This is a genomic window from Mitsuokella jalaludinii DSM 13811 (assembly GCF_000702905.1).
Taxonomy (GTDB): domain Bacteria; phylum Bacillota; class Negativicutes; order Selenomonadales; family Selenomonadaceae; genus Mitsuokella; species Mitsuokella jalaludinii.
Window position 1 is genome coordinate 112547 of the sequence record NZ_JNKR01000001.1, and the last position, 24549, is coordinate 137095.

General features: G+C 60.3%; 26 protein-coding genes, 2 riboswitches and 1 other annotated feature. Of the genes, 1 reads left to right on the forward strand and 25 read right to left on the reverse strand.

Features of this window, described 5'->3' with window-relative positions; genetic code table 11:
* Window positions 1-90: 90 nt before the first annotated feature.
* The 4 genes from T518_RS00510 to T518_RS00525 are packed head-to-tail and all read right to left on the reverse strand — an operon-like array spanning window position 91 to window position 3335.
* Window positions 91-933, reverse strand: coding sequence for a metal ABC transporter permease (locus tag T518_RS00510; RefSeq protein ID WP_036374416.1), 843 nt, complete (start codon window positions 931-933; stop codon window positions 91-93).
* On the reverse strand, window positions 933-1790 hold the full coding sequence (locus T518_RS00515; RefSeq protein ID WP_036373617.1) for a metal ABC transporter ATP-binding protein: 858 nt from the start codon (window positions 1788-1790) through the stop codon (window positions 933-935). The genes T518_RS00510 and T518_RS00515 overlap by 1 nt, the downstream gene beginning before the upstream one ends.
* A 22-nt stretch (window positions 1791-1812) precedes the next feature.
* A complete protein-coding gene (locus T518_RS00520; protein WP_036373619.1) occupies window positions 1813-2565 on the reverse strand; it encodes an ABC transporter permease in 753 nt (250 codons plus the stop codon).
* Window positions 2562-3335 carry an ABC transporter ATP-binding protein gene (locus T518_RS00525; RefSeq protein WP_036373622.1) on the reverse strand — a complete coding sequence of 258 codons (774 nt, stop codon included), beginning with the start codon at window positions 3333-3335 and terminating at the stop codon, window positions 2562-2564. Before T518_RS00525 ends, T518_RS00520 begins: the two co-directional genes overlap by 4 nt.
* A gap of 147 nt (window positions 3336-3482) precedes the next feature.
* Here T518_RS00525 and T518_RS11815 point away from each other — a divergent pair, with 147 nt between their 5' ends.
* The gene (locus tag T518_RS11815) at window positions 3483-3974 is read left to right on the forward strand and encodes an HMA2 domain-containing protein (protein WP_051652117.1); all 492 of its coding nucleotides are present in this window, start codon (window positions 3483-3485) and stop codon (window positions 3972-3974) included.
* Between the two features lie 79 nt (window positions 3975-4053).
* On the opposite strand, the gene T518_RS00535 is transcribed toward T518_RS11815, so the two are convergent.
* The 21 genes from T518_RS00535 to T518_RS00635 all read right to left on the reverse strand — a co-directional run bounded on the left by T518_RS00535 (window position 4054) and on the right by T518_RS00635 (window position 24534).
* On the reverse strand, window positions 4054-5172 hold the full coding sequence (locus T518_RS00535) for an ABC transporter permease (protein ID WP_036373623.1): 1119 nt from the start codon (window positions 5170-5172) through the stop codon (window positions 4054-4056).
* Window positions 5169-6290 (reverse strand): ABC transporter permease, encoded by a 1122-nt coding sequence (locus T518_RS00540; protein ID WP_036373626.1) that lies wholly within the window; start codon window positions 6288-6290, stop codon window positions 5169-5171. The genes T518_RS00535 and T518_RS00540 overlap by 4 nt, the downstream gene beginning before the upstream one ends.
* The gene (locus T518_RS00545) at window positions 6287-8071 is read right to left on the reverse strand and encodes an ATP-binding cassette domain-containing protein (protein ID WP_036373629.1); all 1785 of its coding nucleotides are present in this window, start codon (window positions 8069-8071) and stop codon (window positions 6287-6289) included. Before T518_RS00545 ends, T518_RS00540 begins: the two co-directional genes overlap by 4 nt.
* 15 nt (window positions 8072-8086) lie before the next feature.
* The gene (locus T518_RS00550; RefSeq protein WP_036373632.1) at window positions 8087-9088 is read right to left on the reverse strand and encodes an HlyD family secretion protein; all 1002 of its coding nucleotides are present in this window, start codon (window positions 9086-9088) and stop codon (window positions 8087-8089) included.
* 66 nt (window positions 9089-9154) lie between these two features.
* Window positions 9155-10207 carry a sulfate/molybdate ABC transporter ATP-binding protein gene (locus T518_RS00555; RefSeq protein WP_036373635.1) on the reverse strand — a complete coding sequence of 351 codons (1053 nt, stop codon included), beginning with the start codon at window positions 10205-10207 and terminating at the stop codon, window positions 9155-9157.
* Between the two features lies 1 nt (window position 10208).
* On the reverse strand, window positions 10209-10880 hold the full coding sequence (gene modB, locus T518_RS00560) for a molybdate ABC transporter permease subunit (protein WP_036373637.1): 672 nt from the start codon (window positions 10878-10880) through the stop codon (window positions 10209-10211).
* Window positions 10880-11665 carry a molybdate ABC transporter substrate-binding protein gene (gene modA / locus T518_RS00565; protein WP_036373640.1) on the reverse strand — a complete coding sequence of 262 codons (786 nt, stop codon included), beginning with the start codon at window positions 11663-11665 and terminating at the stop codon, window positions 10880-10882. Before modA ends, modB begins: the two co-directional genes overlap by 1 nt.
* Window positions 11659-11797, reverse strand: a riboswitch (molybdenum cofactor riboswitch). (Overlaps the previous gene by 7 nt.)
* Before the next feature lie 48 nt (window positions 11798-11845).
* Window positions 11846-12841 (reverse strand): sirohydrochlorin cobaltochelatase, encoded by a 996-nt coding sequence (locus T518_RS00570; RefSeq protein ID WP_036373643.1) that lies wholly within the window; start codon window positions 12839-12841, stop codon window positions 11846-11848.
* 146 nt (window positions 12842-12987) lie between these two features.
* Window positions 12988-13169, reverse strand: a riboswitch (cobalamin riboswitch).
* A 17-nt stretch (window positions 13170-13186) separates the two neighbouring features.
* Window positions 13187-13933 carry an RNA polymerase sporulation sigma factor SigH gene (gene sigH, locus T518_RS00575; protein ID WP_051652118.1) on the reverse strand — a complete coding sequence of 249 codons (747 nt, stop codon included), beginning with the start codon at window positions 13931-13933 and terminating at the stop codon, window positions 13187-13189.
* Window positions 13934-14026: 93 nt separating this feature from the next.
* Window positions 14027-14896, reverse strand: a complete 870-nt coding sequence (gene rlmB, locus T518_RS00580) for a 23S rRNA (guanosine(2251)-2'-O)-methyltransferase RlmB (RefSeq protein ID WP_415949644.1) — start codon at window positions 14894-14896, stop codon at window positions 14027-14029.
* Window position 14897: 1 nt separating this feature from the next.
* Entirely contained in the window at window positions 14898-15590 is a 693-nt protein-coding gene (thyX, locus tag T518_RS00585) for an FAD-dependent thymidylate synthase (RefSeq protein ID WP_036373646.1), read from the reverse strand.
* Window positions 15587-16096 (reverse strand): Mini-ribonuclease 3, encoded by a 510-nt coding sequence (locus T518_RS00590; RefSeq protein WP_036373649.1) that lies wholly within the window; start codon window positions 16094-16096, stop codon window positions 15587-15589. Before T518_RS00590 ends, thyX begins: the two co-directional genes overlap by 4 nt.
* Window positions 16093-17523, reverse strand: a complete 1431-nt coding sequence (gene cysS / locus T518_RS00595) for a cysteine--tRNA ligase (RefSeq protein ID WP_036373651.1) — start codon at window positions 17521-17523, stop codon at window positions 16093-16095. The genes T518_RS00590 and cysS overlap by 4 nt, the downstream gene beginning before the upstream one ends.
* On the reverse strand, window positions 17516-18268 hold the full coding sequence (gene cysE / locus T518_RS00600; RefSeq protein ID WP_036373654.1) for a serine O-acetyltransferase: 753 nt from the start codon (window positions 18266-18268) through the stop codon (window positions 17516-17518). The genes cysS and cysE overlap by 8 nt, the downstream gene beginning before the upstream one ends.
* 40 nt (window positions 18269-18308) lie before the next feature.
* Window positions 18309-18514 (reverse strand) — a binding site (T-box leader).
* A 19-nt stretch (window positions 18515-18533) separates the two neighbouring features.
* Window positions 18534-19010, reverse strand: coding sequence for a 2-C-methyl-D-erythritol 2,4-cyclodiphosphate synthase (gene ispF, locus T518_RS00605; protein ID WP_036373657.1), 477 nt, complete (start codon window positions 19008-19010; stop codon window positions 18534-18536).
* Window positions 19011-19014: 4 nt separating this feature from the next.
* Window positions 19015-19788: a 2-C-methyl-D-erythritol 4-phosphate cytidylyltransferase gene (gene ispD / locus T518_RS00610; RefSeq protein ID WP_036373661.1), complete on the reverse strand. Its 774-nt coding sequence runs from the start codon at window positions 19786-19788 to the stop codon at window positions 19015-19017.
* A gap of 30 nt (window positions 19789-19818) precedes the next feature.
* A complete protein-coding gene (locus T518_RS00615) occupies window positions 19819-20982 on the reverse strand; it encodes a PIN/TRAM domain-containing protein (protein WP_036373664.1) in 1164 nt (387 codons plus the stop codon).
* 97 nt (window positions 20983-21079) lie between these two features.
* The gene (locus T518_RS00620; protein ID WP_036373667.1) at window positions 21080-21574 is read right to left on the reverse strand and encodes a CarD family transcriptional regulator; all 495 of its coding nucleotides are present in this window, start codon (window positions 21572-21574) and stop codon (window positions 21080-21082) included.
* 179 nt (window positions 21575-21753) lie between these two features.
* Window positions 21754-22704, reverse strand: coding sequence for an LPP20 family lipoprotein (locus tag T518_RS00625; RefSeq protein ID WP_081828372.1), 951 nt, complete (start codon window positions 22702-22704; stop codon window positions 21754-21756).
* A gap of 139 nt (window positions 22705-22843) precedes the next feature.
* The gene (locus T518_RS00630) at window positions 22844-23806 is read right to left on the reverse strand and encodes an NAD(P)H-dependent glycerol-3-phosphate dehydrogenase (protein ID WP_036373669.1); all 963 of its coding nucleotides are present in this window, start codon (window positions 23804-23806) and stop codon (window positions 22844-22846) included.
* Window positions 23803-24534, reverse strand: coding sequence for a tRNA threonylcarbamoyladenosine dehydratase (locus T518_RS00635; RefSeq protein WP_036373672.1), 732 nt, complete (start codon window positions 24532-24534; stop codon window positions 23803-23805). Before T518_RS00635 ends, T518_RS00630 begins: the two co-directional genes overlap by 4 nt.
* Between the last annotated feature and the right edge of the window lie 15 nt (window positions 24535-24549).

Consider the following 24549-nt stretch of genomic DNA (forward strand, 5'->3'; position numbering starts at 1 on the left):
AGCCCCTTCCTGTATCGTATGAACATTACCTATTATCCTATCACAGATTCCGCTCCCTGTCTGCCCCCAGCGGACCGATAATATCCACCTTCAGCAGCTGAAGTACGGCTTCAACAGGAGCGTCAGGAAGAACAGCACCGAGGAGATCACGACGATCGTCGCACCGGCGGCCATGTCGAAGTAGTAGGCGAGCATCAGGCCGAGAAAGCCCGAGAACATCGCGATGAGCACCGAGAAGAGGTGGTACTGCTTGACGTTGTTGGCGATATTGCGCGCGCCGGCCGCCGGCAGAACGAGCATCGCGTTGATGATCAGGATGCCGACCCACTGGATGCTGATGGAGACGACGACGGCGAGCAGCGAGGCAAAGGCGCTCTCGATCCAGAAGGCGGGAATGCCGCGGCTGCGCGCGAATGACGAATTGATGGAGAGCACGAGCAGCTGGTTGAAGAGCAGCCCCCAGGCGATGAGGCCGAGCACGAAGACGACGGCCAGCGCCGAGAGATCGTCCGGCGTGATCGACAGGATGTCGCCAATGAGGAACGAGGAGAACTTGTTGAAGCCGCCGCCGTGGCTCATGATCATGAGGCCGAGCGCGATGGCCGTTGCTGAGAACACGCCGATGATCGTATCCGTCGAAGCCGTGCTCTTGTTCTTGATGTAGGTGATGAAGAGCGCGAAGACGACCGAGAAGACGACGAGCGACAAGAGCGGCGAAACGGAGCCCAGGAGCACGCCGATGGCGATGCCGGTAAACGCGCCGTGGCCGAGTGAATCCGAGAAGAACGCCATGCGGTTCGAGACGACCATCGTGCTGATCAGGCCGAAGAGCGGCGTGACGAGCAGCACGGCCAGGAAGGCATTCTTCATGAAGTTGCTGCCGAGCCATGCAAACGGCAGGACCGCATCCATCAAGCTGTAAATCGTATCCATCATGCATCCGCCCCCCTCGCTTCATCTGCTGTATCCCCAGCCGTGTCCTGCGTGCCCGCAGGGATATCCGCCGCCGCTTCCTGTGCGGATTCACCAGCCAGCATGCCAAAGATCTTCTTGGTGCGCTGGTCGGCAAAGACCTCTTCCGGCGTGCCGCTCATGACGACGCCCTTATTCATCAGGACGACCTGGTCGGCGTGCTTGGCCACCATGTTGAGGTCGTGCGAGATCAAGATGATGGCCATGTCCTCCTTCTCGCGCAAATCTGCAACAATCTCATAGAAGAGTTCGAGGCCGTTCTGGTCGACGCCTGAGACAGGCTCGTCGAGAAGCAGGAGGTCAGGCATCGGGTCGAGCGCGAGCGCCAGGAGCACGCGCTGCAGCTCGCCGCCCGACAGCGCGCCGAGGCGGCGGTCGATGAGGTGCGCGGCGCGCACGCGCTCGAGGCTCCTCAGGACGCGCGGGCGCAGGGATTTGGCCGAGCAGAGCCAGACGGGCCGCCGCGTCAGGCAGGCCATGAAGATGTCCATGACGCTCGTCGGCGAGCTCACATCGAAGCGCAGGTACTGCGGCACATAGCCGATGACGGGATGGCCCGTATGCTTGCCCTTCGCGTCGACGTAATGGAGACTCCCTCCATGCGGCACCTCGCCGAGGATGGCTTTTAAAAGCGTGCTCTTGCCCGCGCCATTCGGCCCGATGAGCGCCGTGAGCTGGCCGCAATGGATGTGGATGTTGACATGGTCGAAGATGGTCAGGCGGCCGATCTTGACCGAGAAATCCTCGATCTTCGTGCAGCAGAGCTTCGTACAATCGCTGCACGACGAGGCGTGATGATGGAGTATGGTCTTGAACAAGATGCAGTTCCTTTCTTTTTATCTATTCGGTCAGCCTGCGGAAGGCACGGCTGCCCCAGAGCCAGCCGCCCGCCGCATAGGCGATCAGTACGAGAATGGAGAGATACGATACCTCCGCGCCGCTGCCGATGCCGCGCAGGAGGTAGCTCGTATGCGTGAGCGGCAGCAGCTCGATGAAATAGCGCACGACCGTCGGCAGCGACTGCGTCGTGAAGAACGTGCCGCAGAGGAAGGACATCGGCAGCAGGATGTAGGTATTGACCTGCGCCATCTCCTCATACGTGCGGATCTTCATCGCCGCGAGGAAGCCGATCTCCGCAAAGACGATGCAGTTGAGCACGAGTACGAGCAGGAAGAGCGGTGTCATCTGGAAATGCGCACCGAAGAGCAGCGCGAGGATGACGATGATGGCCGACGATATGAGTGCGCGCACGACAGCGGCCGCCACCTTACCGATCAGGAAGGCGTCGGGCCAGATTGGCGCGATCATGTACTCCTCGAGGCTCTTGTGGTAGATGCGCTCCGCGTGCACCGGTGTGATGCTGTTGAAGCTGATGTTCATGGAATTGAGCGCGAGGATGCCCGGCACGAGGAAATCGAGGTAGGTGCCAGAGCTGACCTCGATGCTGCGCCCGAGGCCCCAGCCGAACGCGACGAGGTAGAGCATCGGCGCGACCATGCGCGAGAGGATGAACTTCGCCATGCGCCGCTTGAGCACGACCCAGTCGCGCCAGAACACCGTCGCAATGTCAAAGAGATTCTCCTTGATGTTCATACGCGCCCTCCCTTCCCAGCGGCACCGTCCTCCGCCGTCAGCGCGAGGAAGACTTCCTCGAGATTCGGCAGATCCATCTTCTGGCGCAGATTCGCCGGCGTGTCGAGGTCGATGAGATGGCCCTTCGAGAGGATGGCAACACGGTCGCAGAGCGCTTCTGCCTCCTCGATGTAGTGCGTCGTCAAAAAGACCGTCACACCGCCCTTGGCCATATCCTTGACGAGCGCCCAGATGCGCCGGCGGACCTGCGGATCGAGCGCCACCGTCGGCTCGTCGAGGAACAGGATGCGCGGCCGGTGCAGGAGCGCCCGCACGATGAGCAGCCGCCGCTTCATCCCGCCCGAGAGACGCCTGACGCCGTCGTTTATGACATCGGCAAGCTCGACGTAGCGCAGGAGCTCCTCGATGCGCGCGCGGCGCTCTTCTTTTCCCATGTGATGCAGCCGTGCGTGCAGCTCCAGATTCTCGCCGACCGTGAGGTCCTGGTCGAAGTTGACGTGCTGCGGCACGACGCCGATAAGCGATTTGATGCGCCGCGCATCCCGGCGCGTATCGAGCCCATCGTAGAGGATGATGCCGCTCGTCGGCCGCGCCTGCATGGTCATCATGCGGATCGTCGTCGTCTTGCCCGCGCCGTTCGGGCCAAGCAGCCCGAAGATCTCGCCGTTCCCGACGCAGAGCGTCAAGTCATCGACGGCCGTCTTGAAGGCCGCCCGCCCCGCCTTGTCCTTGTGCGGGAATCTCTTCACGAGATGCTGCACTTCTATCATATTCCTGAAATCCTTCCTCTAATAAACAAAAATTCGATGATACTTCCCTATTCTCTCACACTTTTTTGCAGATGAAAAGGGGTTTTGAGAGGATTTCTCTGTTTTACGGCGAATCATTCTCATATGCAATACAAAGGAGGAATATGCATGAACAAATCATTCAAGCGACTGCCCCTCGGCCTGCCCCTGACGGTCAGCGGCATCGCAACCATCGCCACGATCTTCACGGGGAAGAAACTCCATGTCGCCTTCGGCGCAGTCTGGGGCCTGCTCTCCATTCTCCACGGCCTGCAGCACGCCGGGAAACTCGAGCATGATGTCAAGGCGTTTGCGGGAAAGACCGCGCGCAAAGCCGTCGACAAGGCAGAGTCCATCTCCCTGCACGCCTTTCTCGCCGGCACGGATATCGCCAGCTACGCGCCCGGCCGCATCCGCGTCTACAACCTCGCGCTCGCCGGCAATGACAAGCTCGCCGATCAGGTCTCCTCGTTCGTCCGTTCATTCAGCGGCGTCACGGATGCCAAAGTCGCCCTGAACACCGGCAGCCTGCTCATCACCTATGAACCAGACGAGCTCCGCAAGAACCCGCATCTCGCCAACATCGAAACATTCGTCCGCGAGCACGCCAAGATACGCTGACCTGCAAAGCAGGGATCGAACCAGGAAAAGGGGCTGTGACAAAATGTAAAACCATTTTGTCCACAGCCCCTTTTTGTCGTCATGTCGTTTTATGGCGGAAGAGCCAGCCGGCCAGCGGCATGGTCACAGCCGCCACGGCGAGCATCGGCACAAAGTCCCAGGCGATGTCGCAAAGGCCCGCGCCCTCGAGGTAGATGCGGCGCACGGCATCGATGACGAAGCGCATGGGGTCGGCGTACGTGATGATCTGCAGGAACTCCGGCATATTGTGGATTGGCGTCACGAGGCCGGACAGCAGGACCATCGGGATCATGAGCACGAGCAGGTAAACGAGAACCTGCTGCATATTCTTCGCGACGGACGAAATGGAAAGGCCCAGGCCTGTCGTACTGACCATGAAGATGAAGAGGGTCAAGAGCAGCGTGAACAAGTTGCCGGCAAACGGCACCTCAAACCAGAACCGCGCAATGAGGAAGACCATCGCGGCCTGAAACAGGCCGACGATCACCGGCGGTGTCGCCTTGCCGATCAGGATCTCCGTCGGCGAGAACGGCGTGACGAGCAGCTGATCAAATGTACCCTGCTCGCGCTCTTCCGCAATCGAGAGGCCCGCGAGGAACATGACCTGCACAAAGGCAATCATCGCGAGGAATGAAGGCAGGAAGGTCCAGCGCGAAAGCTGATTCGGATTGAACCACGTGCGCGTCTCAATGGAGACCGGCAGTCTGGAAAAGCCCTTCGCCTCACTCCAAGAAGCGGCGATCTCTGTGACGTAGCTCTTGACCATCGAGGCGATCATCGGATTGCGGCCGTCCGTGATGACTTGTACAGGCGCCGGTTCGCCATGTTCCAGTTTTTTCTCGAAGTCTTCGGGCACGATGATGCCGCCGAGGACTTCGCCGGCATCGATGAGTGTGCTGACTTCCTGTACATTGCCACAGACTGCATAGCACGAGAACGTCGGGGCACCGGCGACATGCGCGAGGAAATCGCGCGCCGAAGAGGTCTCCGAACGATCGACGACAGCATACGGCACTTCCTCGATGTTGTAGTTGGCCGCATAGCCGAACAAAAAGCCCTCGATGATGACGGGCATGACGAGCTGGATCCGCATGCGCGGGTCCTTGAAGAGAGAGAGCAACTCCTTCTGGCAGAGGAAATAAAGGTGGCGCAGAAAACGCTGCAGGGAAATGTTCATGGCTCCACCTTCTTTCGCGTCATATGAAAGGCCCAGCCGAGGAAGAAGAGGGCGAAGCCCAGGAGGATGGCCGTATCGCGCGCGATTAGCGGCCAGTAATTGCCCGAAAGGAAGAGCGATTTCATGAGTTCCAGATAGTAGGTCGTCGGGATGAGGCTGCTGACCACGCGGATGGCCGCAGGCTCCGCATGCAGGTCAAACAGGAAGCCCGACAGCACGACCGATGGCAGGAAGCTGATCATCAGCGAGACATGGCAGGCGAGGAACTGGTTCTTGGTCAGCGCCGAGATGACGAGGCCGATGGTTAGCGCCACGATGAGGTAGAGCATCGACTCGCCGAGAATCAACGCGAGCGAGCCGCGCATCGGCAGGTCATAGAGCACTCGGCCGACGATGAGGCAGAGCACCATGCCGAGCATGGCGATGACGAAGTACGGGATCGTCTTAGAAAGGACGAGCTCGAGAATCTTCATCGGCGTGACGAAGAGCGACTCGAACGTGCCGCGCTCCCACTCGCGCGCCATGACAACGGACGTCAGGAAAACACCGCTGATCGTCAGCACGAGCATGAGGATGCCCGGCACGTAGAACCACGTGCTCGTATTCGCATCGTTGAACCAGATGCGCGACTCGATGGCGATACCGCCTGCATGGGCCCCGCGCCTTGCTCCCTCGCCAGCGGCCCATGTAAGGATGCCTGCCTCAAAGTAACCCTGCGCGCTCATGGCCGTCGTCGCCTCCGTGCCATTGAGGATGACCTGCAGTTCTGCCCGGCCCTCGGCAAAGCGCGCCGAGAAGTCCGACGGCACGACGAGCATGGCATCGACTTCATGACGGCGCATCATCGCCTCGCCGTCCGCCAGCGAGGAGACGAATACAGGCGCGAAATACTCCGAGCCCTGCGTGAAGTGCACGGCCTGCCGCGCAAACGGCGAGCTGTCCTCGAGGACAACGGCCGTCGGCACCTGCTTGACATCGAGGCTCATGCCGTACCCGATGATCAGAATCAGCACGAGCGGCAGCACGACGCCGAGCGCCAGGCTGCTGTTGTCGCGCAGGAGTTCGCGCGTCTCCTTGCGCATCAGTGCAAGAAGGCGCCGCCAGAATCCACTTGTCATGATACCGCCCCCTTTGCCTTGCTATCCTTCTCCGCCTCACTGCGCGCCTGCTCGACAATCGCGACAAAGATGTCATCCATGGTCGCATCCGGCAGGCGCATGCGCTGGCGGATCTCTTCGGGACTGCCGAGCACGAGCATCCTGCCGTGATCCTGTATCATGAAGCGATCGCAGTACTCCGCCTCTTCCATGAAATGCGTCGTGATGATGATCGTCGTGCCGCGCTCCGAAAGCGCCGTGATTTTCTGCCAGAATGTGCGGCGGGCCAGCGGGTCAATGCCGCTCGTCGGTTCATCGAGGAACAGGATCTCCGGCTTGTGGATGAGCGCAGCGGCCATCGAAAGGCGCTGCTTGTAGCCGCCCGGCAGGCTGCCGGCCGCATGGTCCGCCACGTCCTGCAGGTGAAATTCCCGCAGGACGGCCTGGATGCGCGCGTAGAGATGTGCGCCATAGAGGCCGTAGGCACCGCCGAAAAACCGCAGGTTCTCATAAACGGAAAGGCTGCTGTAAAGCGAGAATTTCTGCGCAACATAGCCGACCTTCGCACGTGCCTCGATGCGGGCCGTGCGCAGATTGACGCCGGCTACGGAGATCTTGCCGCTCGTCGCCGGCAAAAGGCCGCAGAGCATGCGGAACGTCGTCGTCTTGCCCGCGCCGTTTGGCCCGAGCAGACCGAAGACCTCTCCTCGGTGCACCGAGAATGAGGTGTGCGAGACGGCGGTGAAGTCGCCGAACCTGCGCACGAGGTCGTGCACCTCGATCTCCACAGGCGCAGCCACCCTCGAGCGTTCCGAAAAAGTTCCCATCTGCCCGGACGAAGCCGCGGCAGTCTGCACAGCAGGCCCGCCCTGCTCCTGTACATCCTCCTTGAGGAGCGTCATGAAGCCGTCCTCAAGGCGCGGCTCGATGGCTTCAGCCGTTAACGACAAGCGCGCGAGAGGCTTGAGTTCCACAGGATTACCGCGCGTGATGAAGCGGACGACGCCGCCAGACGGCACGGCATCGATAACACTCTTTTCCGCGAGCAGGCGGCTCTGCAGCGAGCGCAGGGGCATCCCCTCCGGCGGCGTCACCTTGTAGCACATGCCCGCTGCGACCTCACGCAGCTTTGCCGGCGTACCGCCTTTCAAGAAATGGCCGTGATTGAGCACATAGACTTTTTCACAGCGTGCCGCCTCTTCCATGTACGCCGTGCTGACGAGCACGGAAAGGCGCTCCTCGCGCACGAGCTGCTGCAGGATCTGCCAAAGCTCGCGACGCGACAGCGGGTCGACGCCGACCGTCGGTTCATCGAGCAGCAGGAGTCTCGGCGAACGCACGAGCGTGCAGGCGAGGCCGAGCTTCTGCTTCATGCCGCCCGACAGCTTGCCGGCGAGGCGCTCCGTAAAGGGCGCCAGCTCCGTCATCTCGAGAAGATGGCGGAAGCGCTGCTGCCTTGTATCCTGCGTCACACCGTGCAGGTCTGCGTAGAGGTCAAGATTCTCCTGTACGGTCAGGTCCTCGTAGAGGCCGAATTTCTGCGGCATATAGCTGAGCAGATCCTGCACCGCCTGCGGTCGTTGCGTGACATCAAGGCCCGCCACCTGCAGGCTGCCGTCCGTCTTGGTCATGAGCCCGCAGACGAGCCGCATCAGCGTCGTCTTGCCCGCACCGTCCGGGCCCACGAGAGCGGTGAGCTGTCCTTCCGGCACAGATAGGTCAATGCCGCCCAGAGCGGTCACCTGCTTGCCGTCCTTCAGGACAAAGACCTTGCTGAGCCCCTTCGCTTCGATGATCTCCATGCGATCACCCCCTGCTCAAAGTTCGATCTTGACTGTCGCCGGCATGCCGAGGCGCAGGACGTTCTCCGCGTCATCGACGTAGATGCGCACTTCGTAGACGAGCGCTGTGCGCAGCTCGTCTGTCTGCACCGTCTTCGGCGTGAACTCCGCCGTATCCGAGATGTAGCCGACCTGCCCAGCGATTGGCTTGTCCCTCTGGCTGTCGATGAAGACCCTGGCGCTTTGCCCCTCGTAGATGTGGCCGAGGTCACTCTCCTTTACGTAGGCACGGACCCACTTCTTGTCGAGCAAGGATAGCTTGAAGACAGGCGTCGAGGGCGAGGCCATGTCGCCCACTTCTAGCAGCCGCGAGCGGATGACGCCCTTCATCGGGGCGCGCAGCTCGTACTGCGAGAGCAGATACTCTTCGCGCGACTGCTCTTCTTCCAATGCCTGCAGATTGGCCTCAGCCGCCTCGATATCCTCTGAGCGCGGGCCGTTGCGCGCCTCGCGCAGGGCCTCCTTGGCCGCCTCAAGCTCCGCCTGCTTGGCTTCAGCCTGTGAGCGGGCGTTGTCAAGATCCTGCTCGCTCACGCCTTCCACGCTGTCGTAGACGGCCTGGCGGCGCTCGTAGATGCCCTGTGCGTTCGAGGCAGCTGCCTCAGCTGCCTTGTAGCGCTGCTGTGCCTGCGCAATCTCTTCGGCACGCGTGCCGTTGTGGAGCTTCGCGACCGTACTCTGCTGCGCCGCGATCTGAGCCTTCGTCTTGCGCAAGTTGATGTTGAGCTCATCCGTGTCGAGGCGCGCGAGGACCTGCCCCTCTTCGACCGTATCGCCCTCCTCGACCAGGATGTCCTTGACGCGGTCACTCCCGCGGAAGGAGAGCGTCACCTCGCGCACGTCGACATTGCCTGAGAGCGTGAGCTCCCGCGCAGCCGCCTGCTTTGCCGCTTCCTCATGGTGATGATAGGCAAAGATTCCCGCGCCGACGAGCAGCACGAGGATGACTGCCAGAATTCCCTTCTGTCTCCGTTTCATGATAATCCCTCCTATCCTTGCCGAACAATCTGCATGCAGACTTTCCCCGCCGCCACGGGCATGGCATCAGGACTCCATCAGCATGATCTTCTCCGGCGGGAAGTATACCGAAAGCACAGGTGCCTTGATAGCCCTCCACTCTGCCTTCGGCAGTTCCCAGCGGATGCAGCTGGCCTGATGCCCGGCGCTCCGGATCATGACGAGATACGAAAAGGTATCCTCGATGACATCCGCGACTTCCATCGAGAAGATGTTGCGCGCAGGGTCTTCTGCCCCTTCGCGGTATTCGAGGAAGTGCGCCCGCAGTCCCGCATACGCGACGGACTGCGGCTCTCTCGCCGCGACCGTCAGGTCGAGCTGCCAGTCTGCTGCCCGCACACGATGCGCATCGAGACGCTCCGCCTTCGAGACATTCTTGCAGCCCGTCAAGAGCGTCGCCGCGAGCGTCTGCGGATTCTCGAAGAGCGCATCGCGCGTATGCGGCGGCTGCATCTGGCCGCGCTCGATGACAGCGGCACGGCTTGCCAGACGATAGACCTCACCGCGGTCGTGCGAGACGAGCACGGCTGCGCCGCCATACGACTTCAGCACCTCGCGGAGTTCCAGCTCCAATTTCCACTTCAGGTAATGGTCGAGCGCCGAGAACGGCTCGTCGAGCAGCAGGATCTTCGCATCGGACGCGAGGATGCGCGCGAACGCCGCGCGCTGCTGCTGGCCGCCCGAGAGTTCCATCGGGTACGCGTTGCCGAGCTCCGTGAGGTCGAAGCGCGCGAGATTCTCGCGCACGCGTGCCTCGCGCTGCTGCCGCGTGCCCCGCGCGACAAAGCGGATATTCTCGGCAATCGTCATATTGGGAAAAAGGGCAAAGTTCTGAAAGAGATAGCCGACGCGCCGCTCTTGCGGGGACAGGTCGATGCCCTGCTCGCTGTCAAAGAGCACCCGGCCGTCGAGCACGATGCGCCCGCGGTCGGGGCGCTCGAGCCCAGCGATGCACTTGAGGGTCATGCTCTTGCCGCAGCCTGAAGCGCCGAGCAGGGCAAAGACCTCATCGCGCAGCGTAAAATCGGCCCGGAGCGTGAAATTGCGCAGTTTCTTCTCAATCTTGACATCTAACTCCATCTCAAACCTCCCGCCGCTGCGGCGCACCAGTACGTGAAATCAGGATATTCATCAGACTGACAAAGACGAGCGAGAAGATGATGATGACCACCGCCCACTCGAAGGCCAAATCGTAGTCGTTGGCCTGCACCGCGGCGTAAACAGCGGTGCTCATCGTCTGCGTGATCCCGGGGATGTTGCCGGCAAACATGATGGTCGCGCCGAACTCGCCGAGCGCACGCGTAAAAGAGAGCACGAGACCCGCGAGGATACCCGAGCGCGCATTCGGCACAAGGACGTACCAGAAAATGCGCCATTCCGAGACGCCGAGCGTGCGCGCGGCGCCGATGATATTGGGATCAAGCTGTTCAAACGCGCCACGGGCCGTGCGGTACATGAGCGGCAGTGAGACAACGATGGCTGCCATGACCGCGGCCTTCCACGTAAAGACAATCGTGATATCGAACTGCAAGAGGAACCTGCCGATAGCGCTGCGGCGCCCAAAGGCGAGCAGCAGGAAAAAGCCGACGACCGTCGGCGGCAGGACGAGCGGCAACGTAATAACGGCATCGGCCAGCCCTTGGAAACGCCGCATGCGCGCGACGGCCAGAGCCAGGCCAATGCCGAGAAAGAACGTGACCACCGTCGCCACCACAGCTGTCTTTATTGTGAGGAAGAGCGGTGCGTATTCCATTATTTCACCTCAAAGCCATACTTCGCAAAGCGTTCCTTGTTCTTATCATTCGAGACGAAGGCCAGGAAATCCTTTGCCGTATCGAGATGTTTTGTGTCATTCAGGATGGCGGCAGGATAGACGATGTCTTTATGCGTGCCTGCCGGGGCCTTGGCTACGACGCGGACATCCTGCGAGATGGCTGCATCCGTCGCGTAGACGAGCCCCGCATCGGCTTCGCCCGAAGCGACCCAGGCGAGGACCTGGCGGACATCTGAGCCATAGACAGCCTTGGCCTTGACCGCATCGAGGATGCCGAGCTTTGTGAGGATTTCCTCTGAATACTGGCCGACCGGCACGCCTTTCGGCTCGCCGAGGGCGATGTGCTGGAGCTTGTCGCTCGTCAGCTGGTCAAACGAGGTGATGTCCTTATCGCTGTCCTTCGGGACGATCAGCACGACTTCATTCTGAAGGAGATCTTTGCGCGTGCCTTCCTTCAGCAGGCCCTTCTTGTCGAGGGCGTCCATCTGCTTCTGCGCCGCAGAGAAGAACAGGTCCGCCGTGCCGCCATTCTCGATGGCCTGCTGCAGCGCCCCTGAACTGCCGTAGTTGAACACGACCTTGACATCTGGGTGCTCTTCCTCGTACGCCTTGCCGATCTCATTCATGACATCGGTCAGGCTTGCCGCTGCAGAGACGTGGAGTTCCACGGGTTCCTTGGCAGATGTGGTCGATTGGCTTTGGCCTCCGCAGCCGCTCGCGAGTGCGAGCAGGCAGACTGCCATCAGTGTGAGTAGTTTTTTCATGGTGCATAGCTCCTTTTCAAAAACGGAAGGCAGTGCCATTTCCAGCACTGCCCTGTGGGTTTGACCCAGGCTCAGCCTCATAGATGAAAGACATCATCCTTAGAGTGCTTTCGCTCGGAGTTTCGACTTATCCATTATAGCGGAAAATGAAGCTCTCTGCCATGAGAAATATCACGCCTCTCACTTCGCTTCGAGCGCATTCCAGGCATCGTTGGCGCGCTCGAGGTAGAGGGACTGGATGGCCGCATTCTCGCCGATGCCGTGGATGTAGGCGTCGACCTTGTAGCCGGCGGCTTCGAGGATCGACTTGTGCGAGTCGGGCTCAGCGCCTGCCATGTCGTTGTTGGCGTGATCGCCGGCGACCATCATCATCGGCATCAGTGTGACGTGCTTGATGCCGTTCTGCTTGAGCTTCGGCATGACCGTCTCGAGCGAAGGCCAGCCCTCGACCGTGTAGACGAAGACATTCTTGTAGCCGAGCTCGTCAATCTTGGCCTGGATGACGGAGTAATAGGCATTCGAGACTTGCGGCGTGCCGTGCGCCATGATCAGGATGGCATCGTGCTTGCCCTGCTTCGGAAACTGCGTCGCGAGCGCCTTGATGGTCTGCGTCACATCATCGGCCTGGCCCTCCTGGCCCTGCCAGTACATCAGCGACGTGCCGAGCGTCATCTTCTTGAACTGGTCCTTGTAGTTGTGGTAGACGCCGAGGTCGTAGTTGTACTCCATGCCCGGGATGACGTCGAGTGAGACGAGTGCCACGCGGCTGTATCCCTCTGCCTTGAGGGCATCAAGTGCCTCCTCCGGCGTCGGGAACTTGATACCCTCGTTCTTCGCCACGCGGTCGATGATGATGTGCGAGGTGTAGGCCGTCACGACCTTGACACCCGGATGCGCCGCCTCGATGGCCTTGACCGTCGCATCAATCGTCTTGGCGCGCGTATCCTTATACGTCGTGCCAAATGTCATGACGACAATGGCATCTTTATCGGCCATATCCTTGAGTGCCGGATTCTCATACTTGAGCACGCCGATCTCCGATGCCTGTTTCAGGGCCATCGTCGCATGCTTCACCTCCGGATTGAGCTGGTACGCCGCCTCTGTCGCAGTCTGGTTCCAGCCGAGAGCAGCCGTGCACACCAGGCCGGCTGCCAGCATCTTCTGCCAATGTTTCATTGTGTTTCCTCCTTTGACTAAGTCTACTCAAACAAAAAAGGCTCTCCTCGCACGCACGCGAAAAAAGCCTTCCTATCGTAAAAAACCGTGCCACAAAGACACAGCTTTGCTGATAGCAATCGCCTTCCCATCGCTCGCAGGTCGTAACGGTGATTTTCGGACAGGCAGTTCTTCTGGCTCGGTTCATCGCTCCTCTGCGCCTTCCCAGATGTTCATCCAGTGACATATCTATGCAGATTCGCTCCCCTTACAGCGGCGGGACCGCGCCGGCTTTGACCGGCTTCTCTTTTCAGCGCCTTGTGGCGTCACCTGTTCCCTCTTTATGGAATTGTCATGATGGCGAAGTCAGGGCGCGACGTCCTTGCCGCCGTCAGCAGAGCGCAGGCGGCGGTTGATGGACGAGAGTCCCTTGTAGATCGTGTTGATGTCAATCTCATCGCTGCGCGTCTCCATGTACTTCTCAAGCTTGCGCTTGACGCGCTGCAGCGCATTGTCAATGGACTTGACGTGGCGGCCGAGATCTTCGGCAATCTCCTGGTAGGACTTGCCGTCGAGATAGCTCATGAGCACCTTCCACTCCAGGTCGGAGAGGATCTCCTCCATCTTCTTCTCGATGTCGACGAATTCCTCCTGGCTGATGACAAGCTCTTCTGGGTCGGATACCTTGGCCCCTGAGATGATGTCGAGGAGCGTCCGATCCGAATCCTCGTCGTAGATTGGCTTGTTGAGCGAGACATACGAATTGAGCGGGATGTGTTTCTGACGGGTCGCCGTCTTGATTGCTGTGATGATCTGACGCGTCACGCAGAGCTCCGCAAAAGCGCGGAACGACGAGAGCTTGTCGTCGCGGAAGTCGCGGATGGCCTTGTAGAAGCCGATCATGCCCTCCTGGACGATGTCCTCGCGGTCGGCACCGATGAGGAAGTACGAACGCGCCTTTGCCCGAACGAAATTCCGGTACTTGTTGATCAGATAATCCAGTGCGACCTTATTGTTGTGTTCCTTGATATCCAGGAGGATCTCTTCGTCCGTCAGATTCTCGTATCTGCGGTACATGTCCTCCATGATATCCGTGTCTGCTGCTTCTTCCATCGCACTTTTCTCCTTTTACTGTGACAAACACGTAGCCCTTATATAGCCCTTATAGATGAGATTATACGCCCTTTCGCCCAAAAGCTCAAGGCGTCAGCCCTTCTTCTGGAGGCGCTGGCGCATGGATTCGTACATGAGGATGGAGCCAGCCACCGACGCATTGAGCGAATTGATGCGGCCGACCATCGGCATGCTGACGATGAAGTCGCACGCTTCCTTGGTCAACCGGCTCATACCACGGCCCTCGCTGCCGACGACGAGCACGAGCGGGCCCGTGAGGTCCGCCTCATAGTACGCCTTCTCACCGTCCATGTCGGCACCGGCTACCCAGAAGCCTTTCTCCTTGAGCTTCTTGAGCGTCTGTGCGATGTTGCCGATGCGCGCGACCGGCACGTACTCGACGGCGCCGGCCGACGTCTTGGCGACGGTCGCATTGAGGGAGACGCTGCGGCGCTTCGGGATCAGGATGCCGTGCACGCCAGTCGCATCCGCCGTGCGCAAGAGCGCGCCGAGGTTGTGCGGGTCCTCGAGCTCATCGAGAAGGACGAGGAACGGGGCCTCGCCCTTCTCCTCGGCCGCCTTCAGGATGTCGTCGAGCTCGGCATAGGGTACGGGCGCGACGTAGGCGAGCACGCCCTGATGGCGGTGACCGCCCGCGAGCGATTCGATCTTCGCGCGCTCCACGTACTGCACGACGATGCCGCGCTCCTTGGCAAGCGCTGCGATCTCCGCGACAGAGCCCTCGCGGTCGCCGCTCGCAATCCAGAGTTTGTTGATGCCGCGCCCCGACTTCAGCGCCTCGGTCACGGCGTTGCGGCCGACGAGCACATCGTCCGGCAGCTCACGCGGCTCTTCGCGGCGCTTCGGTTCAGCCTCCATCTGCGGCCTCTTGCGGCGCGGGGTCTCCCTCTCGAATTTCCTGCTGCGCCGCTCCTGCGGGCGCGCCTTTTTCTTCTGTTCCATCTCAATCCTTTTCTCTGAGCTTGATCATCTCAGCAAACTTGCCGCAGGTCATCTCTCCCTCCGGGCAGCGGCCCGTGTTGACGCAGCTCGCGCCAGCATTGAAGAAGAGCGTCGGAGCGACCTTCTTGACTTCGGCGAGCATCTTGTAGGCCATCTCGCGGATCTCCCACTGCGCGCGATTGCAGCAGCGCAGGTTGAAAAAATGCATCAGGGAGCGCGCGTTCATCGTCACGAGGATCTTCGTCTCCGTCGCATTGGCGAGGACGTAGCGCGCGTCTTCCTTCGGCACGCCCATCTCCGTGAGCTCGTCGTAAACACTGCGGATCTCTTCCATCAGTGCCTCGTACTTTGCCTTGGCCTCTGGCTTCTCGGCAATGGTCGGCGGCGTGATGTACTGGAAGCCGTGCGCGGCGACGTAGCGCTGCGACTGCTGGTCATACGAGGCGATGCGGTGGCGCACGAGCTGATGCGTCAGGACGCGCGAGACACCCTCGATGCCGAAAGTGAAGGAAGCGTGCTCAAGCGTCGAGCCATGACCGATCTTGACCATCTTGCGGACCATCTCGCGTACCTTCTCCTCGCTCAGGCGCTCTGCTAGCTCCTCCGCACCGGATGCCGAGTAGCAGAGGCGTGCGGCCATGGCCACGACGCGCTCCGGCTCCGGCGTGTAGTCGAGTAATTTGACTTTGATCATTGTTTCTCCGTTCCCTCCGTCGTTTTCCCGTGGATCTCCTCCATCATAGCCTTGCTGATGACAGCGAAGGCCGCCTCGCAGAGCTCCTGCAGGCGCTCGAACTTCTCAGACAGATAGAGCGTCCCGAGGAGCGCCTCAAAGCCGGTGCTCGAGTGGTACTCGGCCACGCTCGAGCTGCGCGGCGCATGGCTCTTGGCGTTGCGGCCACGGCGATAGATGGCCTTCTCCTCGTCGGTCAGCATGGACTCGATGCCGAGGTACGCCTTGTGCTGCCAGACCGCCGAGACGATCTGGGCGCTGAAGGCGTGCAGCGCGTGCACCCTGGCCTGCTCGTACGAGAGCAGGCGCGTGCGCACGAAGAGGTGGAAAAAGGCATCGCCGACGTAGGCGAGCACGAGCGGGTTCATCTGACGGACATCCGTACCGTCATAGCGCGTCTTGATGCCGCCCTGCTCATCCGGCGTGAACATCATGTCGACGAGCAGCTTGAACTGCGAGAATTTCATGCTTTCTTCCACCGTACGCCGTTCGGCGTGTCCTCGAGCACGACGTCGGCATCCTTGAGCGCATCGCGGATCTTGTCGGCGACAGCCCAGTTCTTCTCCTTGCGTGCATCCTGGCGCAGCGTGATGATGATCTCCATGAGCTTGTCCGTCAGGCCGTCATCCTCAGCCTTTTCCTGCTGCTCGAAGATGCCGATGATTTCCGCCATCTCGGCGTAGATAGCCGCGACCGTCTTGAAGCCCGCCGCGTCGAAGGCCTTCGTGCCGTTCGTGACTTCCTGATAGTAGATGTTGATTTCCTTCGAGAGCGCAAACATCTGGCTGATGGCAAGGGCCGTGTTAAAGTCATCGTCCATCGCCTCGTAGAATTCCTTGCGCAGCGCTTCGGCCTTAGATGCAAGCTCTGCTGCTGTATCAGCCGTGCCCTGCTTCGCGCAAAGCTCGTCGACGTAAGCCTTCGTATTCTGCAGGCGTGCAAGGCTCGTCTGCGCTTCCTTGAGGCGCTCGTCCGAGAAGTCGAGCGGGCTGCGGTAATGCGTCTGCAGGATGAAGAAGCGGATGACTTCGCCCGGGTATTCCTTGAGGATGTCCTTGACCGTGAAGAAGTTGTTCTTCGACTTCGACATCTTCTCGTTGTGGATCGTGATGAAGCCGTTGTGCAGCCAGTACTGCGCGAAGCTGTGGTCATCGCCGATGCAGGCCTGCGACTGCGCGATCTCATTCTCGTGATGCGGGAAGATCAGGTCGCTGCCGCCGCCGTGGAAATCGAACTTCTCGCCGAGATACTTCAAAGACATCGTCGAGCACTCGATATGCCAGCCCGGGCGTCCCTTGCCCCACGGGCTGTCCCAGGACGGCTCGCCCGGCTTCGCGGCCTTCCAGAGCGCGAAGTCCATCGGATGGTGCTTGGCCGTGTTGACCTCGATGCGCGCGCCGGCCTGCATGTCGTCGAGACTGCGGCCGCTGAGCTTGCCGTAATGCGAGAACTTCTCGACGCTGTAGTAGACATCGCCGTTGTCGACCACATAGGCGTAGCCCTTCGCGATGAGCTTCTCGACCATCGCGATGATCTCCGGCATCGTCTCACTGACGCGCGGGTAGACATCGGCATGGCGGACGTTCAGCGCATCCATCGCCTCGAAATAGGCCTTGATGTAGCGGTCGGAGATGTCCTTCCACGTCACGCCTTCCTTGTTGGCCGCATTGATGATCTTGTCGTCGACATCCGTGAAGTTCTGGATGTAGTGGACCTTGTAGCCCTTCTTGGCAAAGTAGCGGCGGATGACGTCCCAGGTCACGAAGGGGCGTGCATTGCCGATGTGCGGGTGGTTGTACGGCGTGACGCCGCAGCAGTAGATGCTGACCTCGCCCTTCTTGAGCGGCTTGAACTCCTCCTTGCGGCGGGTCATCGTATTGTAGACTTTAAGCATGTTCTTTATCCTCCAATCTCTTCTCGAGTTCATTGACTTTCTTTTCCAATGCCTGGATCTGGCGCATCATGCACTCGCGCATCTCCTCGTCCGGGTCCGGCAGCATGTCGTGGTCGAGGTCGACGTCGAGCTCGTCCTCGATATCCGTGAGGCTATCGTCCGACTCGACGAGCCGCGTCGCGCGCAGGGCTTGACGGAGCTCTTCCGCCGTATGGACGCGCTTGCCGCCCATGACGACGATGCGCCCTGGGATGCCGACGACCGTCGCATACGGCGGGACCGGCTTCAAGACGACGGAGCCCGCACCGATCTTCGCGTGGTCGCCGACCGTGAAGGAACCGAGCACCTTCGCGCCCGACGCCACGACGACGTTGTTGCCGATGGTCGGATGGCGCTTGCCCTTCTCCTTGCCCGTGCCGCCGAGCGTCACGCCCTGGTAGAGCGTGACGTTGTTGCCGATCTCCGCCGTCTCGCCGATGACGATGCCCGTGCCGTGGTCGATGAACAGGCCCTCACCAATCGTCGCACCCGGATGGATCTCGATGCCCGTCAGGAAGCGGGCAAAATTCGAGATCATGCGCGGGATGAGCACCCAGCCGCGCTTGTAGAGCGCATGCGAGATGCGATGGAACCAGATTGCATGAAGGCCGGAATAACAGAAGAGCACTTCAATCACGCTGCGCGCAGCGGGGTCGCGCTCAAAGACGACGCGGATATCCTTGCGAAGCCGCGAAAAAAAACTCATAGTCCATCCTCCCTGTCCTATACAAAAGGCCCCGCATCTCCTCAGAGACGCGGGGCCGTGGTTCCACTCTGGTTAAGGGCCATGCCCTTCACTCATGAAGATAACGCCTTCCTGCGTCAGGGCCTACTCCATTCTGCCCTGCAGCTCCCGGGTGCATTTCTGGCGGATATCCATAGCCCCTTCACACCACCCGGAGCCTCTCTTGATGGCTGGTCCAACCGTACTTCTCCCGTTCCACGCCTTTTCATATACGGGATTCATTCTATCACAGCTTCTCGATTCCTGCAACCGCATAGGCGGAGATTCCCTGCTCTGCTCCTGTGAAGCCGAGCTTCTCCTCTGTCGTCGCCTTGACATTGACATCGTCAAGCGAGACGCCGAGCACCTGCGCGATGTTCTCGTTCATCTTGGGGATGAAGTCCTTCATCTTCGGCTTCTGGGCGACGATCGTCGCATCGACATTGCCGATGCGGTAGCCCTTCGCCTCCAGCAGGTGGCGGACTTCCGCGAGGAGCTTCATGCTGTCGGCGCCCTCATAGCGCGGGTCGGTATCCGGGAAATGGCGGCCGATGTCGCCGAGCGCCGCCGCGCCGAGCAGGGCGTCAGAGATGGCGTGCAGCAGTACATCGGCATCCGAATGGCCGAGCAGCCCGAGCGCATGCGGGATTTCCACCCCGCCGATGATGAGCTTGCGCCCTTCGACGAGGCGGTGCACATCGTAACCCATGCCAAAACGCGTCATACAATCAATCCTTTCTCTTCTCGCTCTTCGCACTCTTGATGAAGTCGCAGACTTCCGAAGCGGCCCGCCGCACGGTCCCCGTGAAGCTGCCCGACTGGCGCAGGAATGCCTCCGCCACGACGAGGTCTTCAGGTGTCGTGACTTTGATGTTCTGGTAGGAATCCATGACGACATGGACCCTGGCGCCATAGCGTTCCACGAGGCTCGCATCGTCCGTGCCGAGGAAGCCATCGGACTCTGCTTTCTCGTTAGCGGCCATGAGCAGGCTCCTGGAGAAGCCCTGCGGCGTCTGCACGGCCCAGAGCGTCGAGCGGTCGGGGGTCGCCGTGACGACACCGTCCTCGACGACCTTGACCGTGTTCTTCTCCGGCACAGCTGCGACGGCCGCGCCGTGCTCGCGAGCCGCCTCGATGACAGCCTCGATCGTCGCGTGCGAGACGAGCGGGCGCGCTGCATCGTGGACGAGGATGACATCACTCGCTTCCGAGGATGCCTTCAGTCCGTTCCAGACAGAATACTGGCGCTCGCTGCCGCCCGCGACGACCTTGACCGACTTGGCAGCCTCACGAAAGAGCCCGAGGCCCTGCAGGGCGCGGCGCAGCGGCTCGACTTCCTCCGCGCCCGTCACGACGATGATCTCCTGCACCTCCGGCACTGCGGCAAAGACCCGCAGCGTGTGGAACAGGATGGGCTTTCCCATGAGGCGCAGGAATACCTTGTTGACGCCCGCCTGCATGCGCTTGCCGCGCCCTGCTGCGGGCAGGATGACACTGACCATGCTCTACCTCTCCTCTCGCAGCGACCAGCATCAATGCGCTGGTTTCGCGAAGATCATGCGGCCAGCCGCCGTCTGCAGAGCAGACGTGACTTCCACCGTGATGGATTCATTCATGTGACGGTTGCCGTTCTCGACGACGATCATCGTGCCGTCATCGAGATAGGCGACGCCCTGGCCGGGCTCCTTGCCCGACTTGACAATCGTCACGCGCATCGTCTCACCAGGGATGACGACTGGCTTGACGGCATTCGAGAGCTCATTGATGTTGAGCACCTCCACACCGCGCAGCTGCGCGACCTTGTTGAGGTTGTAGTCGTTCGTGATGATCTTGCCGCCGACCTGCTGGCCGAGGCGCACGAGCTTCGAGTCGACCTCCGAGATATCGTCGAAGTCAACATTCGTGATCTCGACCTTGACCTTCGTGCTCTGGCGGATGCGCTGCAGAATGTCGAGCCCGCGGCGGCCGCGCGTGCGCTTGAGCGCATCGGCCGAGTCGGCGATGTGCTGGAGCTCTTCGAGGACAAAGACCGGGATGAGCAGCGTGCCCTCGATGAAGCCCGTGTCGCAGATATCGGCGATGCGGCCATCGATAATGACACTCGTATCGAGCAGCTTGTAGGCGTGCGCATCGGCTGTAGGAGCGGCCTTTGCCGACTCCTCTGGCGCTGCGCCAGGAGCCGCGCGCATCTCCCTCATCTTCGCGAGGTCCTTCATGAAGCGCGGCACGAAGTCAAAGAGCCCCGTGAGTTCCCGGCGCTTCTTGATCGTGATCGTGATGCCGAGATACCCGAAGACAATGCTGAAGATGACCGGGATGTAATCTCCGACAACAGGGATCTTCGCAAATGAATAGCCGAGAAGATTGGCGAGTATGAGTCCGATAGCAAGGCCGACGGCGCCTGCGATGACGTCGTGGATCGGCATTTTGCCGAGCTGCAGCTCCACCCATGCAGAAAACCGCTTGAGGCAGCGGATGAAGTACGGGGAAGCCAAAAAACCAATGATGCCGCCGAGAATTGCGCCGAAGAGGATGCAGAGCAGACTTCCCATGGTGATGCGCACAACGCCCATCTCCATCTTGAGGATCTCCGTGCCGACGTACATCGTCAACACAGGGCTCGCAAGGTCCAGCAGTGCGCCTCCGGCAATCGCTAAGAACAGTGTGATAAAGAAACGCAAGACACGATCTAGCATACATTCACCTCCTTGAACAGAAAAACAAAAAGAAAAGTCCGAACAGAATCAGTATACTCTACTCTGCTTGGACTTGTCAAAACTCAGGTTCGCATGTTCAATGTGCAAACGCATTTTCAGAAAGGACAGAAGTGAGCCAGTTCTCGATCTCCTTCGGCGTCTTATTGCAGGCGTAGACGAGCTCGCTCACGAGGATCTGCTTCGCGAGATCGAGCAAGCGGCGCTCTCCCGATGAGATATGGCGGCGGCGGTCCTGCAGGATGAGATTGCGCGCCACAGCGGCCACATCGCAGATATCGCCGCTCTTCATGCGCTCCAGATTGGCATGGAAGCGCTTATTCCAGCTGCCCTTCGGCTTCTCCGGCTCCTTCTCGAGCACTTCGCGCACCTCATCGACCTTCTGCTGCGGGATGATGTCCCGCAAGCCGATATTTTCGGCATTGTCCGTCGGGATCATGACCTTCATGTTGCCCAACGGCATCTCGAGGACATAGTAGGACTTGCCCTCTCCGAGGACTTCACAATTCTCGATGCCGGATATCACACCAGCACCATGCATCGGATAGACGACCTTATCTCCTATCTGTAACAAGAGCACCCCTCCTCTACACACGAGCCAACCACCAGCTAAGTCAACACATCTACGTTCTCATTGTACCACAAATAATCCAAAAAGTAAAATTTTTATTTTATCACAACAGCTTCGCATCGTCAATAAGCATATGCAAAAAAATCAGGCCCCATGATGGGACCTGACAGATGACGCTTGACTCAGCGGACAAAGACGACATTCGTGCGGTCGAGGAAGCCCGAAGCGCCGTTCTCGATGAGGACGCGGTTGGCATCAGCGACCGAGAGGATCGGGTTGCCGTTGTGGTTGTCAAGGCCGACTGCCTTGACAACGAGCGGGTTCGAACCGGCGCGGGACGCCTTGCTGAGATCCGTCGTGTAGCTGGCCATGCCGTTCGCGATGACCGTAGCCGAGTCGAGGTTCTTGTAGCCGTAAATCGGCTCACCGTTGGCGTTCTTGATGACCGGGGACATGACCGGCTTGAGGCCGAGGCCGCGGCAGTCCACGATCAGGCCTGTGTAGCCGCCAATGGCCTGGCCAGCCGGAGCCGCTGCAGCGGAAGAGCCCTGATGCGACGGCGTCGTGACGGACGGGATCGTCGTTGCAGGCGTCTGCGTCGTACCCGGTGTCACCTGGACGTTGACCTGTACGGAAGACGGCGTGCTGGCCGGCACGGATGCATCGGGAGCCGGGAAGCTCGTCGGCACCGTGTTCGTCGGCAGGACGGCCGTCGCGAGGGAGTTCGAAGCGCCAAAGACAGACATCTCCATCGTGACCGTGTAGCCGCCGCCATCGACGGCCTGCTCCGAGACAATGCGCGCACCCTGGATGAGGGCTGTGACCTTCGTCTTCGTGACATCGCTCGTCACCATCATGTTCTCGACCGTCGTCTCCGAATCAACGTTGACGCCCTTGACCATCTCAGCGAGCTGGCGGTAGGCATCGACGACAGCAGCGCGGCGTGCGAGCATGCGCGCCTGGATGGCATTGACGGCATACGTCGGAGCTACGCCCATGCCCTGTACCGTGATCTTGCTGTCACCGCTCCAGTCCATCCCCGTGCCCGCCGCAAAGGCGCTGGCAGCCGAGACGACCATGAGCGTCATGGCCATCACGCAGGCCATGAGCATCTTGGAAATCTGTCTTCTCATCCTTACTTCCTCCTCTTGGGGCTCTCTTTTGCAATCTACACTGTGAGCTTACACCTGCAATCTTAAGATTTCCCAAAAAACAGTTAAAAATATTATGCTCTATCAACTATTTTCACCGCAGGACCAGATCGTGCCGCCGTCACTCCGATTTCGTCGCGCGCATGAAGAGCTGCATGAGCTGTTCTTTTGGGTCCTTGTGGTCGTGAATGATCGCGTAGACTGTCGCGCAGATCGGCAATTCGACGTGGAACTCACGCGAGAGGTCCATGAGCGCCTCCACTGTGTAGACGCCCTCTGCCAGCTTCGCGAAGGGCTTGCCCGTGATGAGGTCCTCGCCAAAGCGGCGGTTATTGCTGTGTGGCGAGAAGAGCGTCGCCTCGTAGTCGCCGAGATGCGAAAGGCCGTAGACTGTCATGCGGTCACCGCCCATCGCCTCGATGAGGCGCGAGAGCTCGTGCGTGCCGCGTGCCATCAGGGCACCCTTGAGGCTGCTGTAGCCGAAGCCGTCGAGCATGCCAGCGGCCAGGCCGATGACATTCTTCGAGGCCGCGCCGATCTCCGTGCCCAGAAGGTCCTCTCCATAGTAGAAGCGGATCAAAGGGCTCGAGAACGCATCGACGAGCTCGCGCGTGAGCTTCATCTCGCGCGCCGCGATGACCATGCAGTTCGGGATGCCGCGCACGAAATCCTGCACGTGTCCCGGGCCGACCCAGACTGCCACGCGCATCGACGAGCCGAGCTCCTCGTAGAAGACCGTCGTCAAGCGCTTGCCCGTGCCGATCTCGAGCCCTTTCATGCAGAGCACGAAGCGCTTGCCAGAGAGGTCGATGCCAAGTGCCACGAGATCCCTGCAAAAGGAGCGCAGCTGCTGGGAGCTTATAGAGATGACGAGGATGTCTGCTGAAGCGACTGCCCCCGCAAGGTCATCTGTCAGCTGCACCGAATCGGGCAGCGTCAGGTATTCATTCTTGCGCTGTTCCACCAGGGCAGCGAGATGACGGGAGCCCTTGCGCCCCCAGAGCGTCACCGCATGGCCGATGTGATCGGCATACCAGGCATGGAAGGAGCCCCAGCGGCCACAGCCGAGTACGGAAATATTCATGCCGAAACCTCCACTTTCGCCCCCGTGAGGTCGCGCACGACTTCGCCGGCGATGATGAGGCCGACAACAGACGGCACGAACGAGATGCTGCCCGGCGGGCAGATGCAGTTCTTGCCGCAGCCGCTCTGGCGGACACGCAGGGGCTTTTCCTTGGAATAGACGACCTTGAGCTTCTTGACGCGGTTCTCCTTGAGCTTCTTGCGCATGACGCGCGCCAAGGGATCCACGCTCGTCTTGTAGATGTCCGTGACCTCGAATTTCGTCGGGTCCAGCTTGTTGCCGGCGCCCATGCTGCAGATGATCGGGATGTGGCGGTCGCGGCACTGCAGGACGAGGTCGATCTTGCCCGTCACCGTGTCGATGGCATCGACAACGTAGTCGTAAGGCATCGTGAAGAAGCGCTCGGCCTGCTCGGGCAGGTAGAAGTCCTCAATCGTATCGACAACAGCCTTCGGGTTGATGTCGAGGATGCGCTCCTTCATCGTCTCCGTCTTCTTCTTGCCGACCGTCTTCGACGTCGCATGGATCTGGCGGTTGATGTTCGTCAGGCAGATGAGGTCATTGTCGATGAGCACGAGATGGCCGACGCCGGCTCGCGCGAGCCCCTCTGCCACAAACGAGCCGACGCCGCCGACGCCAAAGATGGCCACTGTGCTGTTTGCCAGCTTCTCCATGCCGACCTCGCCGAGCAGTAACTCCGTGCGGGAAAAGCGACCTAATTTACTCAAGATATCTGTTCCTTT

Coding starts and splice junctions, on each gene's coding strand:
- T518_RS00510 (WP_036374416.1), bottom strand. CDS start 933: ATGGATACGATTTACAGCTTGATGGATGCGGTCCTGCCGTTTGCATGG.
- T518_RS00520 (WP_036373619.1), bottom strand. CDS start 2,565: ATGAACATCAAGGAGAATCTCTTTGACATTGCGACGGTGTTCTGGCGC.
- T518_RS00525 (WP_036373622.1), bottom strand. CDS start 3,335: ATGATAGAAGTGCAGCATCTCGTGAAGAGATTCCCGCACAAGGACAAG.
- T518_RS11815 (WP_051652117.1), top strand. CDS start 3,483: ATGAACAAATCATTCAAGCGACTGCCCCTCGGCCTGCCCCTGACGGTC.
- T518_RS00535 (WP_036373623.1), bottom strand. CDS start 5,172: ATGAACATTTCCCTGCAGCGTTTTCTGCGCCACCTTTATTTCCTCTGC.
- T518_RS00540 (WP_036373626.1), bottom strand. CDS start 6,290: ATGACAAGTGGATTCTGGCGGCGCCTTCTTGCACTGATGCGCAAGGAG.
- T518_RS00545 (WP_036373629.1), bottom strand. CDS start 8,071: ATGGAGATCATCGAAGCGAAGGGGCTCAGCAAGGTCTTTGTCCTGAAG.
- T518_RS00550 (WP_036373632.1), bottom strand. CDS start 9,088: ATGAAACGGAGACAGAAGGGAATTCTGGCAGTCATCCTCGTGCTGCTC.
- T518_RS00555 (WP_036373635.1), bottom strand. CDS start 10,207: ATGGAGTTAGATGTCAAGATTGAGAAGAAACTGCGCAATTTCACGCTC.
- modB (WP_036373637.1), bottom strand. CDS start 10,880: ATGGAATACGCACCGCTCTTCCTCACAATAAAGACAGCTGTGGTGGCG.
- modA (WP_036373640.1), bottom strand. CDS start 11,665: ATGAAAAAACTACTCACACTGATGGCAGTCTGCCTGCTCGCACTCGCG.
- T518_RS00570 (WP_036373643.1), bottom strand. CDS start 12,841: ATGAAACATTGGCAGAAGATGCTGGCAGCCGGCCTGGTGTGCACGGCT.
- sigH (WP_051652118.1), bottom strand. CDS start 13,933: ATGGAAGAAGCAGCAGACACGGATATCATGGAGGACATGTACCGCAGA.
- rlmB (WP_415949644.1), bottom strand. CDS start 14,896: ATGGAACAGAAGAAAAAGGCGCGCCCGCAGGAGCGGCGCAGCAGGAAA.
- thyX (WP_036373646.1), bottom strand. CDS start 15,590: ATGATCAAAGTCAAATTACTCGACTACACGCCGGAGCCGGAGCGCGTC.
- T518_RS00590 (WP_036373649.1), bottom strand. CDS start 16,096: ATGAAATTCTCGCAGTTCAAGCTGCTCGTCGACATGATGTTCACGCCG.
- cysS (WP_036373651.1), bottom strand. CDS start 17,523: ATGCTTAAAGTCTACAATACGATGACCCGCCGCAAGGAGGAGTTCAAG.
- cysE (WP_036373654.1), bottom strand. CDS start 18,268: ATGAGTTTTTTTTCGCGGCTTCGCAAGGATATCCGCGTCGTCTTTGAG.
- ispF (WP_036373657.1), bottom strand. CDS start 19,010: ATGACGCGTTTTGGCATGGGTTACGATGTGCACCGCCTCGTCGAAGGG.
- ispD (WP_036373661.1), bottom strand. CDS start 19,788: ATGGTCAGTGTCATCCTGCCCGCAGCAGGGCGCGGCAAGCGCATGCAG.
- T518_RS00615 (WP_036373664.1), bottom strand. CDS start 20,982: ATGCTAGATCGTGTCTTGCGTTTCTTTATCACACTGTTCTTAGCGATT.
- T518_RS00625 (WP_081828372.1), bottom strand. CDS start 22,704: ATGAGAAGACAGATTTCCAAGATGCTCATGGCCTGCGTGATGGCCATG.
- T518_RS00630 (WP_036373669.1), bottom strand. CDS start 23,806: ATGAATATTTCCGTACTCGGCTGTGGCCGCTGGGGCTCCTTCCATGCC.